Annotated in this window: 13 protein-coding genes and 1 pseudogene; 6 read left to right on the forward strand and 8 right to left on the reverse strand. The window is 76.6% G+C overall.

The window, feature by feature from the left end; translation table 11 throughout:
• Nucleotides 1-79: 79 nt before the first annotated feature.
• A complete protein-coding gene (gene treZ / locus ABZ234_RS24120; RefSeq protein ID WP_355013537.1) occupies nt 80-1927 on the forward strand; it encodes a malto-oligosyltrehalose trehalohydrolase in 1848 nt (615 codons plus the stop codon).
• 96 nt (nt 1928-2023) lie between these two features.
• Nucleotides 2024-2848 (forward strand): alpha/beta fold hydrolase, encoded by an 825-nt coding sequence (locus ABZ234_RS24125; RefSeq protein ID WP_355013566.1) that lies wholly within the window; start codon nt 2024-2026, stop codon nt 2846-2848.
• A gap of 250 nt (nt 2849-3098) precedes the next feature.
• Here ABZ234_RS24125 and erm read toward each other — a convergent pair whose 3' ends face one another.
• Nucleotides 3099-3908 carry an ErmE/ErmH/ErmO/ErmR family 23S rRNA (adenine(2058)-N(6))-methyltransferase gene (gene erm / locus ABZ234_RS24130; RefSeq protein ID WP_355013538.1) on the reverse strand — a complete coding sequence of 270 codons (810 nt, stop codon included), beginning with the start codon at nt 3906-3908 and terminating at the stop codon, nt 3099-3101.
• A gap of 826 nt (nt 3909-4734) precedes the next feature.
• Here erm and ABZ234_RS24135 point away from each other — a divergent pair.
• The gene (locus ABZ234_RS24135) at nt 4735-5436 is read left to right on the forward strand and encodes a methyltransferase domain-containing protein (protein WP_355013539.1); all 702 of its coding nucleotides are present in this window, start codon (nt 4735-4737) and stop codon (nt 5434-5436) included.
• A gap of 190 nt (nt 5437-5626) precedes the next feature.
• Here the strand turns inward: ABZ234_RS24135 and ABZ234_RS24140 are convergent, their stop codons facing one another.
• A complete protein-coding gene (locus tag ABZ234_RS24140) occupies nt 5627-6424 on the reverse strand; it encodes a phosphotransferase (RefSeq protein WP_355013540.1) in 798 nt (265 codons plus the stop codon).
• A 105-nt stretch (nt 6425-6529) separates the two neighbouring features.
• On the reverse strand, nt 6530-7798 hold the full coding sequence (locus ABZ234_RS24145) for an MFS transporter (RefSeq protein WP_355013541.1): 1269 nt from the start codon (nt 7796-7798) through the stop codon (nt 6530-6532).
• A gap of 73 nt (nt 7799-7871) precedes the next feature.
• Here ABZ234_RS24145 and ABZ234_RS24150 point away from each other — a divergent pair, with 73 nt between their 5' ends.
• Entirely contained in the window at nt 7872-8522 is a 651-nt protein-coding gene (locus ABZ234_RS24150) for a winged helix-turn-helix domain-containing protein (RefSeq protein ID WP_355013542.1), read from the forward strand.
• A gap of 133 nt (nt 8523-8655) precedes the next feature.
• Here ABZ234_RS24150 and ABZ234_RS24155 read toward each other — a convergent pair.
• Nucleotides 8656-10679, reverse strand: a pseudogene (locus tag ABZ234_RS24155) (DUF6351 family protein).
• A gap of 590 nt (nt 10680-11269) precedes the next feature.
• Nucleotides 11270-11839, reverse strand: coding sequence for a pyridoxamine 5'-phosphate oxidase family protein (locus ABZ234_RS24160; RefSeq protein WP_267949917.1), 570 nt, complete (start codon nt 11837-11839; stop codon nt 11270-11272).
• A 350-nt stretch (nt 11840-12189) separates the two neighbouring features.
• Between ABZ234_RS24160 and ABZ234_RS24165 the strand changes: the two genes are divergently transcribed.
• Nucleotides 12190-12843 carry a response regulator transcription factor gene (locus ABZ234_RS24165; RefSeq protein ID WP_267949918.1) on the forward strand — a complete coding sequence of 218 codons (654 nt, stop codon included), beginning with the start codon at nt 12190-12192 and terminating at the stop codon, nt 12841-12843.
• Nucleotides 12844-12859: 16 nt separating this feature from the next.
• On the opposite strand, the gene ABZ234_RS24170 is transcribed toward ABZ234_RS24165, so the two are convergent.
• The 3 genes from ABZ234_RS24170 to ABZ234_RS24180 form a co-directional block, all read right to left on the reverse strand.
• The gene (locus tag ABZ234_RS24170) at nt 12860-14632 is read right to left on the reverse strand and encodes a GAF domain-containing protein (protein ID WP_355013543.1); all 1773 of its coding nucleotides are present in this window, start codon (nt 14630-14632) and stop codon (nt 12860-12862) included.
• Nucleotides 14633-14787: 155 nt separating this feature from the next.
• Nucleotides 14788-15567, reverse strand: a complete 780-nt coding sequence (locus ABZ234_RS24175; RefSeq protein WP_355013544.1) for an SDR family oxidoreductase — start codon at nt 15565-15567, stop codon at nt 14788-14790.
• A 63-nt stretch (nt 15568-15630) separates the two neighbouring features.
• Nucleotides 15631-16515 carry a LysR family transcriptional regulator gene (locus ABZ234_RS24180; RefSeq protein WP_267950375.1) on the reverse strand — a complete coding sequence of 295 codons (885 nt, stop codon included), beginning with the start codon at nt 16513-16515 and terminating at the stop codon, nt 15631-15633.
• 159 nt (nt 16516-16674) lie between these two features.
• Between ABZ234_RS24180 and ABZ234_RS24185 the strand changes: the two genes are divergently transcribed.
• The gene (locus tag ABZ234_RS24185; protein ID WP_355013545.1) at nt 16675-17952 is read left to right on the forward strand and encodes an MFS transporter; all 1278 of its coding nucleotides are present in this window, start codon (nt 16675-16677) and stop codon (nt 17950-17952) included.
• Nucleotides 17953-17994 lie beyond the last annotated feature (42 nt).

Raw genomic sequence — 17994 nt, forward strand, 5'->3', positions numbered from 1 at the left:
GTGGTTCAGGTCGAACGCGGGACGCTCCGAGCGGATGCGCGGCAGCGACGTGAAGTTGTGCCGCGGCGGCGGGCAGGAGGTGGCCCACTCCAGCGCACCGGACACCACCCCGACCACCGCCCGGCCCCCCGCGGACACCGGCCTGGGCGTCCACGGCGACTTCGCCGTGTGGGCACCCCGCCTGGAGAGGGTCCGCCTGAGCGTGGCCCCCGGGGCAGGCGCCGGGGGACCGGGCGACTCCCCCGCCCCCGGCGGGCGCGTGGTCCCCATGGAACGGGGCGCGGACGGGTGGTGGCGGGCCCGGGTCGAGGGGGCCGGGCCCGGTACCGAGTACGCCTACCTCCTGGAGGACGACCCCACCCCCCTGCCCGACCCGCGCTCCCGGGACCAGCCCCACGGCGTGCACGGCCCCAGCCGCGTGCACGACCACGCGGCCTTCGGGTGGACCGACGCCTCCTGGACCGGCCGGGCGCTGCCCGGCGCGGTCGTCTACGAGCTCCACGTGGGCACCTTCACCCCCGAGGGCACCCTCACCGCCGCCGTCGACCGGCTGGACCACCTGGTCGACCTGGGCGTCACCCACGTCGAGCTGATGCCCGTCAACGCCTTCGACGGCACCCACGGGTGGGGGTACGACGGGGTCCTGTGGGCGGCGGTCCACGCCCCCTACGGAGGCCCCGACGCCCTCAAGGCCCTGGTGGACGCCTGCCACGCCCGGGGTCTGGCCGTGCTCCTCGACGTCGTCTACAACCACCTGGGCCCCTCGGGCGCCCACATGCCGCGGTTCGGCCCCTACTTCCTCGGCGAGAACGCCTGGGGCCCCTCCCTCAACCTGGACGGCCCCGACTCCGACCCCGTGCGCCGCCACGTCCTGGACAACGCCCTGGGCTGGCTGCGCCACTACCACCTGGACGGGCTGCGCCTGGACGCGGTCCACGCCCTGCGCGACGACCGCGCCGTCCCCCTGACGGCCGAACTCTCCGCCGAGGCCGACGCCCTGGCCGCGGCCCTGGGACGCCCGCTGTCGCTGATCGCCGAGTCCGACCGCAACGACCCCCGCACCGTCCTGCCCCGCGAGGCGGGCGGCCTGGGGATGAGCGCGCAGTGGTCCGACGACCTGCACCACGCGCTGCACGTGGCCCTGACGGGGGAGACCCACGGCTACTACGGCGACTTCGCCCGCCCCGGGGCGCTGCCCGCCACACTCGGCCGCGTGTTCTGGCACGCCGGAACCTACTCGAGCTTCCGCGGGCGCACCCACGGGGCGCCCGTGGACACCGCCCGCATCCCCGGGCACCGGTTCCTGGCCTACCTCAGCACCCACGACCAGATCGGCAACCGGGCGCGCGGCGACCGCATGGGCGAACACCTCTCGCCGGGCCTGCTCGTGTGCGGCGCCGCCCTCGTGCTGTGCTCGCCGTTCACCCCCATGGTCTTCATGGGCGAGGAGTGGGGCGCCACCACGCCGTGGCCGTTCTTCGCCTCCTTCGAGGACCCCGCGCTGGCGGAGGGGGTGCGCGCGGGCCGCCGCCGCGAGTTCGCCGCCCTGGGGTGGGCCGAGGAGGAGGTCCCCGACCCGATGGACCCCGCCACCCGCGACGGAGCGGTCCTGGACTGGTCCCAGCCCGGGGCCGGGCCCCACCGGTTCGTCCTGGACACCTACCGGGCGCTCATCGCGCTGCGCCGCCGCGAACCCGAGCTGTCCGACCCGCGGCTGGACCGCTTCGCGGTGACCGCCGAGGGGGAGGGCCGCAGGCTGGTCCTGGTGAGGGGCGGGCTGCGGGTGGTGGTCAACCTGGACCCCGGCGGTGCCGAGGTGGAACTGGACGCCGCCCCCCGCGAACTCGTCCTGGCCAACGGCGCCGCGCGGTTCTGCGGCGCCACCGTCGCGCTGCCCGGGGAGTGCTTCGCGGTCCTGCGGGTGTGAGCCTCCGCCCGGGCCGCCGGTCACCGTCCCCCTCTAGGCTGGCTGCTTCCGGTACCGGGCATCCGGCGCCGGGCCGGTTCGACAGAAGGGCTCATGATGACCGAAGCCGACTGGAGGCTCGGCCGCAGGTTCGAGGCACCCAACGGGACGGTCCACTGGGACAGGTTCGGTGACGGCGCCCCCCTCGTGCTCCTGCACGGCACCCCGTTCTCGTCCTACGTGTGGCGCCACGCGGTCCGCGCCCTCGGCGACCGGTACACCGTCCACGTGTGGGACATGCCCGGCTACGGCGCCTCCGCCAAGTACGGGGGCCAGGACGTGTCCCTGCCCGCCCAACAGGCCGCGTTCACCGCACTGCTCGACCACTGGGGGCTGGAGCGGCCCGCCGTGGTCGCCCACGACTTCGGCGGCGCGGTGGCCCTGCGCGCCGCCGTGCTCGACGGGGTCGCCTACGAGCGGCTCGCCCTGGTGGACGCGGTGAGCGTGCGCCCCTGGGGCAGCGACTTCTTCCGTCTGGTCAACGCCGGTGCGGACGTGTTCGCCGCGCTCCCGCCGCACCTGCACGAGGCGCTGGTGCGCGCCTACGTGGCCTCGGCCGCCCACCGCGAACTGCGTGCCGGGACCCTGGACGCGCTGGTGCGGCCCTGGCTGGGGGAGGAGGGGCAGCCCGCGTTCTACCGCCAGATCGCCCAGGCCGACGAGCGCCACACGGCCGAGGTGGAGGACGGGTACGCCCGCCTCGACCAGCCGACCCTGGTGGTGTGGGGCCGGCAGGACACCTGGCTGCCCCCGGAACGGGGGGAGCGGCTGGCCGCCGCGATCCCGGGCGCCCGCCTCCGGTTCCTCGAGGGCGCCGGGCACCTGGTCCAGGAGGACGCGCCCGCCGAACTCGTCGCCGCGCTCCTGGACTTCCTGCGCTGAGAACGCGCCCGGACGCCGCCCCGGCCCCGGGGGAGCCGCCCCGGCCGGACGCCCCGCGTCCCCCGTCGCGGGGCCGGGGCCCGGGGAGTGCGAAGACGCCCCAGGGCCCCGCCCGGCGCACAGCCGTCCAGGTGTGCGCGGGGCGGCGCGGCCGACCGCGACGCGCCGCCGGGGCGCCGGCGGCCCGCCGGGGCAGGGGCGCACCTGGGCAGGGGCCCGCCCCGCGCCGGCGCGGGACGGCCCTCCCCGGTCACCGCCCCCTGGGGTCCAGCACGTCGAACACCTCCAGCCACTGGTCGGGGGAGACGTGGCCGACGGGGGTGCTCCGGGCCACCCCGGCCGCGTCCAGGGCGCGGTCCACGCGGCGGGCCGGGTGGGCGCGGCGCAGCGACGCGCCCAGGGAGCCGCCCGCCCCGCCGAAACCGAGTTCGACCATGCGCCGGTACCCGCCCATCCTCCCCGGATCCACCAGGGGCGTGCGGCGGCGGCGCAGCACCAGCAGGCCGGCGTCGACCCGGGGCACCGGGCGGAACCGGTGGCGGTCGATCCGCCCGGCCAGGGCCCACGACCACTCGGGCCATGTCCTCACGGTCAGCAGGCTCCACCTGCCGAACCCGCCGGTGCGCTTGCGCGCGTACTCCAGCTGGGTGACCAGGGTGGCGGAGGTCAGGTGCGGGGCGGCCAGGCACCAGCGCACGATGTCGGCGGTGCGCGCGTAGGGGATGTTGCCGACGACGGCGAAGTCCTCGCCCGGGGGGCGTACACGGGTGAAGTCGGCCCGCGTGACGCGGACGCCCCGCTCGGGATCGCGGTAGCGGGCGGCCAGGCGCTCGGCCAGGCGGGGGTCGAGCTCGTAGGCGAGCACCCGGCGTGCGGCCGGGGCCAGGAAGCGGGTGATGGCGCCCTCGCCGGGCCCCACCTCCACCACCAGGTCCCGGGGCCCCACCCCGGACACGCGCACCACGTGGCGCGCGGCGCCGGGGTCGGCGAGGAAGTTCTGGGACAGGCGGCGCCGGTTGTCGCGGGCGTTCGTCCGGGAGGGGCGTTCGTTTCGTGCCACAGGAAGGTCCGTTCCGGCCACGCGGGGTGGCGGACGAGGACGGGCAGCACGAACGGGCACGCCGGCCGGCGTGCGGGTGAAGGGGTCCGGGCAGCCCGTCCGTGGGAAAGGGGACGCGACTGGGCCTGGACCGGCGGGCCACACGGGAGGGACCGCCCGGCGCGGACACCGGGGCCGCTGGGCGGCGCCGCGGGGAGCGCGGGGCGGAAGGGGATGCGTACGCGAAGCGGGGCGGTCGGCGCGGACCCCCAGGGGGGACCGGGGTCGACCGGGGCCCGGCCTACCGGTGCAGGCGGGCCGACCGGAGGCGCTTGGCGTACGGGTGGGCGTTCACCGACCAGGCGAGCGCCCCGTCGAAGATCGCGTGGCAGCAGGACATGGCATGCACCGTAGGAGGCCGCGCCGGGGCGCCGCAACCGGTTTTCCGCCGTGCCGGCCCCGGCGCCGCCCCACGGCCCCGCTCCCGCCCGGGGCCCCTCCCCGAACCAGGTCGTCCTGGTCAACGCCGGTGCGGACGTGTTCGCCGCGCTCCCGGCGCACCTGCACGAGGCGCCGGCCGCGCCGGAGCCGGCCCCTCCGCCGTGCGACCCGGCGGCCCGGCGCCGCGGCACCGCCTCTCGGCCGCCGCCGGGTCCCGGCGGCGGGGCGGCCCTCCCGCACGGTCCCTCCCGCACCGGAGGGCCCTTTCGGGCGGGCCTCTCCCGCCGCACGGCCCGGAGTGCGGCGCCGGGCGTACGAACGGCGCCTGCCCGGGCCTGCCCGGCAGCGGGCACGGGACGGAAAAAGCGTTCGCGGCCCGATCCCGGGTCGCGCCATACTCGGCCCCATGCCAGATTTCGCGGACTTCGACACCCGCCACTACCGCACCGTGGACCCGGCCACCGGCTACGACGGCTGGTCGGCCACCTACGAGGGCTCGGTCCTGGACGCCATGGACCTCGGACTGCTGGACGGGCTCACCGCCCCCGACTGGTCGGCCGTGACCGCCGCCGCCGACCTCGGCTGCGGGACCGGCCGCACCGGCTCCTGGCTGCGGGCGCGCGGGGTCGCCCGGATCGACGGCGTCGACATCAGCTCCGGGATGCTGGAACTGGCCGGCAAGCGGGGCGCCCACGACACCCTGACCCTGGGCGACGTGCGCGACACCGGCCTTCCGGGGGGCTCCTACGACCTGGCCATCGCCTCGCTCATCGACGAGCACCTGCCCGACCTGGCCCCCTTCTACGCCGAGGCCTTCCGGCTGACCCGCCCCGGCGGCACCTGCGTGCTGGTGTCCTACCACCCGCACTTCTCGATGGTCTCCGGGATGCCGACCCACTACACCGACGCCTCCGGCGAGGACATCGCCATCACCACGCACGTCCACCTGATCAGCGACCACGTGCGCGCCGCGACGGCCGCCGGCTGGACCCTGGCCGAGCTCTCCGAGGGCACGGTGGACGACACGTGGGTGGCCGCCAAGCCCACGTGGGAGAGGTTCCGGGGGCACCCGGTCTCGGCGGCCTACGTGTGGACCAGGCCAGCCTGAGCCCTCCGCGCCGGTACCGCCGCGGAGGGTTCCCGGAGCCGGTCCGGGAGGCGCCTCCCGGACCGGTCGCGGCGCTGCCGCGGCGGCGCCCGGGGCAGGCCCGGTCCGGCCGGTCACCGCGCGGGCCGGTCGGCCCGCTCCGCGCGCAGGGCCTCCGCCGCCCGCCGGCGCAGGCCCCCGCCGGAGGCGCTCACGTGGCGGCGGGCTCCCCGGGGCCGGTCAGCGCCGCCAGCCACACCGCCCGGTGGCGCTCGACGTAGTCGGCGGCCGGCCCCCAGTGGTCGGCGTGCCCCTGGGCGTGCAGCCGGGCCCAGGGCTGGGCGCCGGTCCGGGCGCCCTCCTCCAGCAGGTCGTACATGCCGCGCACCCGGTGCAGGACGGCGTCGGGCAGCTCGCGGCGCTGGGCGTCGTCGCACCCGTAGCCGTCGGCGAGGGCGCGCAGCCGCAGGGCGTCCGACCCGGGGTCGCCGCCCGCGTGCAGCGGGACGAACCCGTGCGCCGCGTACCCCAGGTCGCCCATCCGGGTGCCCGGCCCCGCGCCGTCCCAGTCGATGAACGTCCATTCGTCGCCGTCGCGCACCAGGTTCCACGGCGCGAGGTCGTAGTGGCAGAGCACCTCCTCGCGCGGGTCCGGGGTCGCGATGTCCCACTCCGGCTCCCCGTCCGGCCGGAAGCCGGCGGTGAGGTCGTGCAGGCGCCGGACGATCCCGCCCAGCCGGCGGAGTTCGGCCCCGGTCAGGGGCGGCAGGGTGTCGGCCATCGCGCCGGGGCGGTAGCCGAGCACCTGGCGCCCGCGGGCGTCCGCGCCCAAGGGGACCGGGGAGGCCTCGAAGGAGCATCGGTGCAGGTACCGGAGCAGGGACGCCACCGACGGGGACGACCGCGTCCACGGTTTGCGCACGGTCCGCCCCACCCGTACGACCCCGTCGGCGACGTTGCCGCCCTCCAGGACCTCTTCGCGCTGCTCCCGGTGTTCTGGTTCGGTCATCGCAGCAGTATCCCCGGCGACGTTCTGGGGCGCAGGTGGTTTTCCCGCGCCGCACCGCGGCCCGCGCGGCGCCGGGAGGGGCGCTTCTCCCGGCGCTCGGGGGGCTCAGGTCCCGGCGGTGGCGCGCCCGGCGCCGCCCAGGTCCGCCTCGCTCAGCGTGAACTGCCACAGGAACGTGACCAGGGCCAGTGCGCCCATGCTCGCGAACACGGCGGTCAGTCCGAAGAACTGCGCGATCAGCCCGCCCGCGGCGGCGCCCAGCGGGAGCGTGCCCCAGGCCAGCAGCCGGTAGGCGCTGTTGAGCCGTCCGAGCAGGTGGTCGGGGGTGATCCGCTGGCGCAGCGACACGGTGACCACGTTCCACACCGAGAGGCCCACCCCGCCGACGAAGAAGCCCGCCCCGATCACGAGCGGGTCGGCGGTCAGCGCCGGGACCCCCACCAGGACGGCGAAGGCGAGCGCGCTCACGCGCAGGGACCAGGCCCGGCCCAGGAGGCGCTCGACGTGCTCGGCGGTCAGGGCGCCGAGCACGCTGCCCGCCGCGGTGGCGGTCAGCAGCAGCCCGTAGGCGGGCTCGGACAGGCCCATGGGGGAGGCGGGGCCCACCGCGAACAGCACCATGACGGTGAAGGCGGCGTTGGTGGAGAAGTTGCTCAGGCCCACCATGGCGGCGAGGGTGCGCAGGGTCCGGTGGCGCCACAGGAACCGCAGTCCCTCGGCGATATCGGTGCGCATGGTGGCGGGTGCGGCGCGTTCGGTCCGGAAGCTTCCGCGCACCAGGACCAGCGTGCCGGCCGCGACCAGCCACAGGGCGGCGGGGGCGGTGAAGGCGGCGGCCAGGCCCAGGGCGACCAGGATCCCGCCCAGGGGCGGTCCGGCGAACTGGTGGGCGGTCAGTTCGACGGCGTGCAGGCGCCCGTTGGCGCGGGAGAGCCGGTCGCGGCCGACCACCTGGGGCAGGATCGACTGGGCCGAGGTGTCGTGGACGGTCTCGGCGGTCCCGACGCCCAGTGCCACCGCGTAGAGCAGCCAGACCGACCCCAGGTCCAGGGCCAGCGCCGCGGCCAGGCCGGCGAGGAGCAGCCCCCGCGCGAGGTTGGCGCCGACCATGAGGCGACGGCGGTCGTACCGGTCGGCGAGGGCGCCGGCCGGGAGGGACAGGAGCAGCCAGGGGATCGTCAGCGCGAACGCCACGCCCGCGATCAGGAGGGGGGAGTCGGTGAAGCGCAGGGCGACCAGGGGCAGCGCGACCTTGAGGACCCCGTCGGCGAGGTTGGAGAGTCCGGAGGAGGTCCACACGGTCCAGAACCGGCCTCCGAGGTGCCGGGGTCCAGTGGGGGGCGGGGGGTCGGAAAGGGGGGTCGTCTCCGTCATGGGTCGAGCCTGACAGGGCGATTGAGGGAAAACAATCGATTTGGCTTTTGTCGATCGTTGCTACGCTGGCCCCATGGGAGAACGGGCTGGTGCGCAGGGGACCGGGACGCGGGCGCAGGGGGAGGCGCCCCCGGCGCGCAGGAGGCGACCGGCCACCGTCAAGGAGGTCAAGGCCCTCTCCCACCCGCTGCGGATCCGCATCCTGAGGCTGTGCGCGGTGCGGGAGCTCACCAACCGGGAACTGGCCGACCGGCTCGACACGACCCCGGGCACGGTCCTGTACCACGTCCGCCAGCTCGTGGACTCGGGCCTGCTCGTGCCCGCGCCCGTGCGCACCGGGGCGAGCGGGGCCCTGGAGAAGCCCTACCGGGCCACCGGGGAGTCCTGGTGGCTGGACGGGCCTTTGATCGGCGCCGGCGACGAAGCGGCCGACGCGCCGGTGGAGGCCCTGCGCCGGGAACTGGAGGAGGTCGGGCCGGACTCGGTCCGCGACTACGCGCGGTTCGTGCTGCACCTGTCCGACGAGGACCGGGACGAACTGGGCCGGCGCATCCTCGCCGTCCTGGACGAGTACGTGCTCACCGAGCACGAGCGCCGGGGGAGGCCGGCCTACGGCGGGGCGTTCCTGCTGCACGCCCTGGCCGACCGTGACCCGGCCGGGGGCGGGGCGACCGCGCCCCGCGACGGGGAGGCCGGGCCGGGCCCGGACGGCGCCGGTCGCTAGCGGGCCGCCCCGGGGCGCGCCGCCGGGACGTGCGGACCCCGCACCCGGAGGCTCCGCGTCCTCGGGGCCGGGGTCCGCCGACGGGCCCACGGGCACCGGCGGACCGGGCCCCGCCCCCGCCCCCCGCGGCGGCTCAGAAGCGCAGCCAGGTTCCCGCGAGTCCCTGCTGCCCCCGTCCGGGGGCCGACCAGTCGCACACCCCGTCGGCGAACACCTCCGCGGCGCGCTCGGCCTGCTCGGGGGTCAGGTCGGCCGGGTGCTCCGCGGCGTCGAAGGGGACCAGGCGGCACGCGACCACGTCCAGGGCCAGGGGCGCGCCCGCGACCAGCCGGGGCGAGGCGTGCACGGGGTAGGCGTCGGCGCACGCGTCCCCCTGCCCGGCGCTGAGCGGGAGCTGCTCGGCCACCACCCGGCGGGCGGGGTCGCCCACCCAGCACGAGTCGGTGAGCCACTCCGGGCGCGCGGCGCGCACGTGGTCGATGGCGGGGCGGCCGGGGTCGGCGGCGCCGAGCTCCCGCACCCCGCTCGCCCAGGCGTCGAGTTCGGCCAAGGCCCTTCCGGCCACCGGGGCGGAGGAGGAGAACCCGCCCCGCCCGCCCCGCTCCACGAGCATCACGTGGTTGTCGGCCGTGCCGTTGGCGGCGAGCAGGCGCTCGCGCAGCGAGAACGAGTGGAAGCGCATGTGGATGCTGCCGCCCGGGACGTCGTCCTCGTAGGCGCGGTGGTCCACGACGGGGATGTCGGCCAGTCCGCCGCCCCCGTTGAGGAGGCGGCCGGTGCGGTAGGCGGCGACGGTGGCGGCGGGGTCGGCCTCGGTGCGCTCCTCCACCACCCGGCCGTCGGCGTCCAGGCCGCCCACGTGCTCGTTCAGGTGCAGGAACTGGTCGGCGTCGATCGTGCCGTCCAGGAGGGCTCCCAGGCCGTACTGGACGCCGACGTTGTCCAGGGGGCGGCGCGGCAGGCCGGTCGCGGGGTCGGTCCCGTAGACGTTGCCGGTGTGCGCGTACAGCTCGCAGCGCACCCGTTCGGGCACCCGGTCCGCGCACACGCCCGCGGGGTCGACGCGGTCGGCCTCCCCGGCGAGCTTGCCGATGGCGTCCCAGCGCGCGAACCCGGACACGGCGCGCTGCTCCTCCCTGCTCAGGGCGCCGGGGTGCTCGCGCGCGTACTCGTGCAGCAGCAGGGCGTCGGTGGCGGTCGGCACCACGGAGAAGGCCACGTCGGGGAAGGAGTGGGAGACCAGCAGGCCGTCCAGCAGGCCCGGCTGGTTGTCGCCGATCTGGTGCGCCTGGTAGGCGCCCCCGGAGGATCCCCGGCCCAGGGTCAGGTCGGGGGCGCCGTGGGTGAGGGAGAAGCGCTGGACCACGGCGGCCGCGGTCTCGGCGGCCAGCAGGTCGTTGCAGTTGTTGCCGAACACGTTGAGGGAGGCGGAGGCCACCGCGTACCCCTGCGAGAGCATGCCGTGGTCCAGGACCCCGGCGGTCCTGGTCCCCTGGACGTACCAGCCGCCCGCGCACCCGCCGCCGAACGTGTACACCAGGCGGCGGTTCCAGCCCCGCGGCGGCTGCCACGGGTCGGGCCCGGGGTCGCCGGGGGTGTACAGCAGCGCCGTCTCGTAGATCGACCTGTTCACCGTGCCGGTCTCGACCCGGACGGTGTAGGGGACCCTGTGGCCGGTGGAGGTGGTGGTCCGGGCGGCGTCGCCGGGCACCCGGTCGGGGTCGGCCATGGGGCCCAGGCCCCCTCCTCGGTGCGGTACATGTGGCGGACCACGGTCGGGGCCGAGCAGTCGGGGTCCAGGGGCGGGCCGAGGGTGCCGCCGCCGTGCAGCTCGAAGCGCTCGGTGTCGCACACGAAGGGCTCCTGGTGGGGGCCGGAGAAGACCGGGCCCGTGAGGGGGTGGGCGGTGACGGTGACCCTGGCCGTCACCGGGTCGGTCCCCTCCTGCGCGCTCCCCCCGCCCCCGGGCGCCGAGGCGGTCAGGACGGTGTTCCCCCGGGGCAGCCCGGAGACCAGGCCCTCCAGGGCGGGGGTGCCGTCGGCCAGGCGCACCGTGCGCAGGGAGGGGGTGGCGTCGGCGCCTCCCGCGTCCAGGCGGACGTCGGCGGCGGGCACGGACGGGGAGGGAACCACCCTGACCAGGGCGGTGTCGCCCATGACGGTGTCGGGGCGGGAGGAGAGCACCTCCAGGGAGAGCGGTGCGTCGGCGTCGCGGGGGGTCTCGGGGGCGGCGGGCCGCGCCCACAGGCCGAAGGGCAGGGGCGCGCCGGAGACGGTGAGCAGGACGGCCGCGGCGGCCGCCGCGGCGCCCAGGAGCGTGCGGCCCCGCGGTCCCGCCCTCACGTGCGTCCGGGGCGGCCGCAGGGGGCCGGGCGCCCCGCAGGGTACCGGCCGGGCCGGTGGGAGCCGTGTCCCGCGGAGCGGGCGCGGCGGGCCGCGTCCCCGGGGACGCGGGAGGGGACGGGCAGCTGCCCGGGGCGCCGGTGGCCGGGCCCCGGCGCCCCGTGGGCGGGGTGCGCGCAGGGGGCGGCCGGGCCCGGACGGCGGTGGGGGGAGCCCGTGGCGTACCGGGCCCGAAGGGGGTGATGTGCTCCCATGACGGATTCGGTACCCGCAACCGGACAGACCGAACGCCCGGTACGGACAAGGCTGGGGAGACGTTCGCCGACCCCCGGGTGACGCGCCGGTGGCCGGGCCCCGCGACCCCCGGCCACGGGCCGGAGGCGGCCGCGCCGCCGCCCGCCGGCTCAGGGCCGGTGGACCCGCCGCCCGCTCACCCGGCCCGGGACCAGCTTGAGGACCTGGTCGCGCTCGCCCGCCGCCCAGGGCAGGGGCAGGCGGCCCCGGGGGATGCGGGCCAGCTCCTCCGCGTCGCGGACCCACCTGCACCGCCCGCTCGCCAGGACGCTCCAGCCGTCACGGCGCTCCTCGTCGAAGAGGTCGACCTGGAAGGCGGCGTGGCCGCGCGCGTAGCGCATCACGGTTCCCGCCAGGGTGGTGCGGAACACCACCGTGTCGTTGAACAGCGCGTAGTTCACCGGCAGCACCGTCGGGGCGGCGTCCCCGTCGATGGTGAAGGCCACCCGGCCGATGTCGCGGGTGCCCAGCAGGTTGAGGCAGGTCTGCCGCTCCAGCACCGTGAAGCTCGCCCCGTCGTCCCCCTCGGCGACGTCGGCGCCCTCCATCAGCTCCTGCTCCTCCGCGAGCCGGTCGGTCCCCGCGTAGTCGTCCGCCTCCCGCTGCGCGGGCGGTGCGGCCGCCCCCGCGACCGTTCCCCGATCCTGGTCCGGCGCCCCGGCGCCGCGTGATCCGTCCATGACAGGCTCCCCGAAGTCGGTGCCCTCGCTCCGTTCCCCGCCATTGTCGCCGGTCCCGGCCCCGAAGGCGTGGACCGCCGGCCCCTCGTCCGGCGGCGGAGGTCCCCTCCTGTGCGCTTACCCGGGGGGACGCAGGGCTCAAACAGAACGGGACGTTCGACTCATATGGCATGAATCTTCGCTGGCTAGGCTGGGTGGACGGGAGCCTGCCTCCCGCCCCGCCCCTCCCGCGGCCGGAGCGCCCCCGCCGCGGGTGCCCGACAATGGGCACGCGGCGGCGGGCGACCCCGACACAGGGCGGACGGGCCGCCTCGGGCTCCCGTCCCCAGCTCTGAGGAGGTGCCCGCCCGATGGGTGGAGACAGAACGATCCGGGTGTTCCTGGTGGACGACCACGAGATCGTCCGGCGGGGTGTGGGATCACTCCTGGACGAGGAGGACGGCATCGAGGTGGTCGGCGAGGCCGGGACGGCGGCGCAGGCGCTGGCGCGGGTCCCCGCGCTCGCCCCCGACGTGGTCGTGCTCGACGTGCGCCTCCCCGACGGCGACGGCGTCACCGTGTGCCGGGAGATCCGCTCCCTGCTCCCCGACACCCGCATGCTCATGCTGACGTCCTACTCCGACGACGAGGCGCTCTACGGCGCGGTCATGGCCGGGGCGTCCGGGTACATCCTCAAGCAGATCCACGGCACCGACCTGGTCGGAGCGGTGCGCACGGTCGCCGACGGGCGCTCCCTGCTGGACCCCGAGTCCACCGCGCGCATGCTCAAGCGGCTGCGCGAGGAGGCGGTGCGCAAGGACCCGCTCAGCGAACTCACCGAGCAGGAGCGCCGCGTCCTGGAGCTCATCGGCGAGGGGCTCACCAACCGCGAGATCGGCGCGCGGATGTACCTGGCGGAGAAGACCGTCAAGAACTACGTCTCCAGGGTCCTGGCCAAGCTCGGGATGGCCCGGCGCACCCAGGCCGCGGCCTACGCGGTGCGGCTGTCCATGGACCAGGGATAGGAGGCCCCCGCGGGCCTCACCCGCGCACCTCCCCGGCCCCGCCGGTGCGGCGGAGCGGCACCGACCACTCGACGCACGCTCCCCCGCCCGGACCGGAGGTCACCGACAGGCGGCCGCCCAGCTCCTCGGCCCGGGAGGCCGCGTTGCGCAGCCCGCTGCGCGAGACGCCCCCGGTGATGCCCCGGCCGTCGTCGCTCACCCGCAGGACCAGCTCCTCGCCCACGGACAGCTCCACGTCCACGGCGGTGGCCCGAGCGTGGCGGGCCGCGTTGGACAGCAGCTCGCGCAGCACCGCCACCAGGTGCTCCCCGACCGCCTCGTCCACCGCGTTGTCGATCGGCCCCTGCGTGAGCAGGCGGGGCGCGAACCCCAGCGTCTCCGAGGCGGAGTTGACCAGGTCCAGCACCCGCGACCGCAGCCAGGGGCCCTCCTCGCCCGAGCTCTGGAGCGCGAAGATCGTGGAGCGGATCTGGCGGATGGTGTCGTCCAGGTCGTCGACCGCGTTCTGCACCCGCTGGGAGGACACGGTGTCGTCGATGCGCCGCACGGTGCCCATCAGCGTGATGGCGGTGGCGTACAGGCGCTGGATGACCGTGTCGTGCAGGTCGCGCGCGATGCGGTCGCGGTCCTCCAGCACGCTCAGTCGCTCGGAGTCCAGCCGGGCCTCGGCCAGCTCCAGCGCGACCGCCGCCTGGTCGGCGAACGGCGACAGCATGCTCAGCCAGCTGTCCTGGAAATCCCCGCCGTCCCGGCCCCGGGCGAGCACGAGCACGCCCCGCGCCCCGTCCGGGGGACCGAACGGCAGCACCAGCACGGGCCCCACCCCCAGTCGGGTCAGGAAGCCCGCCCCGTCCCCGTCCGAGGCCGACACGTCGGTCTGGACGGGCTCACCGCTGCGGTAGACGCGTCCCAGCAGGGTGTGGGGCGCACACGTGAGCGTGGCCCCCCGCGCACCGGCGGCCACGGCCCCGCTGTGCTTGTCGGGCCCGTCCCACACCCGCACGGTGAGGGTGTCGGGCTCCTCGCCCGGCATGGCGATGACCGCGAGGTCGGCGTCGACCATCCCCCGGGCGCGGCGCGCGACCAGGCGCAGCACCTCCTCGGGAGGGGCGCCGGACAGCAGCCGGGTGGTGATCTGGCCCGAGGCGTCCAACCAGGTCTCCCGGCTCTGCGTCTGGGCGAAGAGCTGGGCGTTCTCGATGGCGGTCCCCGCCGCGGTGGCCAGGGCGCGCAGCAGGAGCTCGTCGTCCCCGGTGAACTCCGCGCCGTCGCGCTTGTCCGTCATGTACAGGTTGCCGAACACCTGGTCGCGGATGCTGATGGGAACGCCGAGGAAGGTGTGCATGGGCGGGTGCCCGGCCGGGAACCCGCGCGACTCGGGGTGGTCGCGCACCTCGCGCAGGCGCAGGGGGCGCGGTTCCTTGATGAGCAGGCCCAGCACGCCCTCGCCCTTGGGCCAGTGCGCGATGCCCGCGATCTCGTCCTGTTCCAGGCCCACGGGGATGAAGCGGCTCATCTCCCCGTCGGGGCCGATCACGCCCAGGGCGCCGTAGCGCGCGTCCACCAGGCTGGCGGCCGTCTCGGTGATGCGCACCAGCAGGGGGTCGAGTTCGAGTCCCTCCCCGATGGAGACCACCGCCTCCAGGAGCGTGTGGATGCGCTCCTGGCCGGCGGAGATCTCGCTCAGCCGCGACCGGACCTCGTCCAGGAGGTCGTCGAGCCGGACCTGGGGGAGGGACAGACGGTCCTGCCCGTGGTGGGCGGTGCGGACGCCGTCCGTCTGGCTCATGGAGGTTCTTTCCGGCAGCTGTCGAGGGGCTCGCCCCCGAGTCTAGGGGCAGGTTCCGCACGGGCGCGGTCGGCCTCTCCCCACCGGGCCGGCTTCCCGGACCCGGCGGGGAGGGGCCGGGCCCGCCGCCCCCCTCGGCGGACGCCCCGGCGCGCTCAGGCGGAGATGCCGCCGTCGCTGTGCAGGAGCTGGCCGTTGACCCACACCCCCCGGGGGGAGCACAGGAAGTCCACCAGGTCGGCGGTGTCCTCGGGGGTGCCGAGCCGTCCCAGGGGGGTGTGGTTCGCGCACTCCTCCCGCGTCTCCCGCGACATCCAGCCGGTGTCGACGGGGCCGGGGTTGACGGCGTTGGCGGTCACCCCCAGGTGGGCGAGTTCGCGTGCGCAGGCCAGGACGATCCGGTCCAGGGCGCCCTTGCTCGCCCCGTAGGGCAGGTTGCCGACCGTGTGGTCGCTGGTCAGGGCGACGATCCGCCCCGTCCCGTGCGCCCCGCCGAAGCGGAGCCCGAACTCGCGGACCAGCTGCCAGGTGGCGCGCGCGTTGACCGCGAAGTGGCGGTCGAAGGACTCCACGGTGGTGTCCAGCAGACCCGAGTCGACCGACTCGCAGTGGGCCATCACCAGCGCGGTGACGGGGCCCAGGCGCTCCTCGGCCTCGTCGAAGATCCGGGCGGGGGAGGAGGGGTCGGCCAGGTCGGCCTCCACGGAGTGGGCCGCCGCGCCGCGCTCGGCCAGTGCGTCCAGGGTGGCCCGGGCCGCGCCGGCCTCCACACCCCAGTCCATGCGCGCGTCGTAGGGGGTCCAGTGGGTGAAGGCCACGTCCCAGCCCGAGGACGCCAGCCGGCGGGCGATCGCCGAGCCGATGCCGACGGTGCGGCCCACCCCGGTGACGAGGGCGACCGGCCGGGCGGGGGAGGAGGGCGGTGAGAAGGTCATGCGGCCATCGTGGCGCAGCGTGTGCGGCGGGGCAACGGAATTGCCGGGCCCCGGTGCGGCGGCTCAGCCCGTCAGGCCGGGGATGATGCGCGGCCCCACCCGCCGCACGTAGTCGCGGAACAGGGCCACGGCCGGGGGCTCGTACCCGCCGCCCGAGCCCTCGCGCGGCCAGACCACCCCGATCGGCCGGTCCGCGCCCCCGCCCAGGACCGGCAGCTCCACCGTCCCGGCCAGCGGCCCGCGCGGGCGGGCGGGGAGCACCGACACCCCCAGGCCCGCCGCCACCAGGCCGCGCGCGGTCGAGATGTCGTCGGCCTCGAACGCGACCCGGGGGGTGAACCCCGCCCGGTCGAGCAGCCGGTCGGTCAGGTGGCGCACGCCCCGGCCCGGTTTGAGCAGGACGAACTCCTCCTCGGCCGCCGCCACCGCCGCCACCCCCCGCGGGGACCGCGCCAGGGCGTGCCCCTCGGGCACCACCAGCCGCAGCGACTGCGTGTGCAGCACCGCGGACGCCAGCCCCCTGCCCGAGGGCAGCGGGGAGGTCAGGGCGAGGTCGGCCCCGCCCGAGGACACGCGGCTCAGCGACTCCGCCCACGGCTCCTGGGTCAGCGAGAACCGCACCCCCGGGTGCTCGGCGCGAAACCCCCGCAGCAGCACCGGCACCACCTCCACCCCCAGCGTGGGCAGGAACGTCAGCGCCACCCGCCCCTCCTCGGCGCCGGTCAGCTCCGCCATCCCCCTGCGCAGGTCGTCCAGGGCGCGTTCCACGTGCGGGAGCAGGATCCGGCCGGCGCGGGTCAGCCGCACCCCCCGGCCGGTCCGCTCCACCAGGGCGATCCCCAGCTCCTCCTGGGCCCGTGCCAGGGCCCGGCTCAGCGTCGGCTGGGGCACCCCCAGCGTCTCGGCCGCCAGGGTGACGTGCTCGGTCCCGGCGACCGCCGCCACCATCCTCAGCCGGGGCGCCAGCACCCGGGCGAGCGCGTCCGCGTCCGCGCGCCCGTGCCGCCCCGCCCGCTCCGACCCCTCCGTATGTTCCATGCATTCCAGTATGAGTCAGGGGCAAACCATGCATTGGACGTATGAAACCGTGGTTCCTAGCGTGGACCCATGACCGCGACCACGTCCCCGCCCGACCACGACGCCCGCCTCCGCGCGGGCACGGCCGCCTACCGGCGCACGGTCGCCGCCATGGTGGCCGTCGCCGTGGCCACCTTCGCCCAGCTGTGGTCGGTCCAGCCGGTCCTGCCCGCCATCGCCGACGGCTTCGGCTCCACCGCGTCCCAGGCCGCGCTCACGGTCTCCGTGGCCACCGGGGGACTGGCCGGGTTCACGCTGGTGTGGAGCGGCGCCGCCGACCGGTTCGGCCGGGCCCGCGTCATCGCCGTGTCCCTGGCCCTGACCACCCTCCTGGGCTGTGTGACGCCCCTGGCGGGCGACCTCTGGGTCCTGCTCGCCCTGCGCGCGCTCCAGGGCGCGGCCCTGGGCGGGGTCCCCGCCGCGGCCGTCGCCTACCTGTCCGAGGAGGTCCACCCGGCCGACGCCGCGCGCGCCACCGGGCTGTACATCGCGGGCAACCCCCTCGGCGGGATGGGCGGGCGCCTGCTCGCCGGGTTCGCCGCCGACCTGGGCGGCTGGCAGTGGGGGATCGCGGCGAACACCCTCCTGGGACTGGTGTGCCTGGTCGTCTTCGTGCTGGTCCTGCCGCGCCCGCGGCGCGCGGCCGGGGCCGCGCCCCCCTCCCGGCGTCCCGCGGAAGGGGCGCGGGGGGAGGGCCCGGGCGGCGTGAAGGCCCCCGGGGCCCCGGGGATGGGGCGGCGCCTGGCCGCCGCGCTCACCACGCGCGGCCTGCCCGCCCTCTACGCCCAGGCCCTGCTGCTCATGGGCGCGTTCATGACCGTGTACAACCTGCTCGGCTTCCGTCTCATGGGCGAGCCCTTCGGGCTCTCCCAGTCCGCGGCGTCCCTGCTCTTCCTGTCCTACACCGCCGGGATGCTCGGCTCGGCGGTCGCCGGGCACCTCTCCGGGCGCTGGGGCGGCTACCCCGTCCTCATCGCCGCCACGGCGCTGATGGCCGCGGGCCTGGGCGGCCTGCTCACCACCGCGCTGGCCGGCCTCATGGCCGCCCTGCTGGTGCTGACGTTCGCCTTCTTCTGCGCCCACGCCACCGCCTCGGCCTGGGTGGGGGCCCGCGCGGTCACCGGCCGCGCCCAGGCCATGGCCCTGTACACGCTCGCCTACTACCTCGGCTCCAGCCTGTTCGGGTGGTGCGGCGGTCTGGTCTACGACGCGGTGGGCTGGGGAGGCGCCGTGGCCTTCGCGGCGGGGCTGTGCGCGGCGGCGGCCCTGGTGGGGCTGCGGCTGCGCCGCCTGCCCCCCGCCGCCTGAGGCCGCGCCGCCCCCCTGCTCGCCCGCCCCGGTGGCGGGACC

Source organism: Nocardiopsis sp. NPDC006198 (assembly GCF_040613895.1).
In the GTDB taxonomy this organism is placed as follows: domain Bacteria; phylum Actinomycetota; class Actinomycetes; order Streptosporangiales; family Streptosporangiaceae; genus Nocardiopsis; species Nocardiopsis tropica.

Bases quoted from the DNA above. Each gene is read 5' to 3' on its own strand.
- ABZ234_RS24125 (WP_355013566.1), top strand. From the start codon at position 2,024: ATGACCGAAGCCGACTGGAGGCTCGGCCGCAGGTTCGAGGCACCCAAC.
- ABZ234_RS24135 (WP_355013539.1), top strand. From the start codon at position 4,735: ATGCCAGATTTCGCGGACTTCGACACCCGCCACTACCGCACCGTGGAC.
- ABZ234_RS24140 (WP_355013540.1), bottom strand. From the start codon at position 6,424: ATGACCGAACCAGAACACCGGGAGCAGCGCGAAGAGGTCCTGGAGGGC.
- ABZ234_RS24145 (WP_355013541.1), bottom strand. From the start codon at position 7,798: ATGACGGAGACGACCCCCCTTTCCGACCCCCCGCCCCCCACTGGACCC.
- ABZ234_RS24150 (WP_355013542.1), top strand. From the start codon at position 7,872: ATGGGAGAACGGGCTGGTGCGCAGGGGACCGGGACGCGGGCGCAGGGG.
- ABZ234_RS24160 (WP_267949917.1), bottom strand. From the start codon at position 11,839: ATGGACGGATCACGCGGCGCCGGGGCGCCGGACCAGGATCGGGGAACG.
- ABZ234_RS24165 (WP_267949918.1), top strand. From the start codon at position 12,190: ATGGGTGGAGACAGAACGATCCGGGTGTTCCTGGTGGACGACCACGAG.
- ABZ234_RS24170 (WP_355013543.1), bottom strand. From the start codon at position 14,632: ATGAGCCAGACGGACGGCGTCCGCACCGCCCACCACGGGCAGGACCGT.
- ABZ234_RS24175 (WP_355013544.1), bottom strand. From the start codon at position 15,567: ATGACCTTCTCACCGCCCTCCTCCCCCGCCCGGCCGGTCGCCCTCGTC.
- ABZ234_RS24180 (WP_267950375.1), bottom strand. From the start codon at position 16,515: ATGGTGGCGGCGGTCGCCGGGACCGAGCACGTCACCCTGGCGGCCGAG.
- ABZ234_RS24185 (WP_355013545.1), top strand. From the start codon at position 16,675: ATGACCGCGACCACGTCCCCGCCCGACCACGACGCCCGCCTCCGCGCG.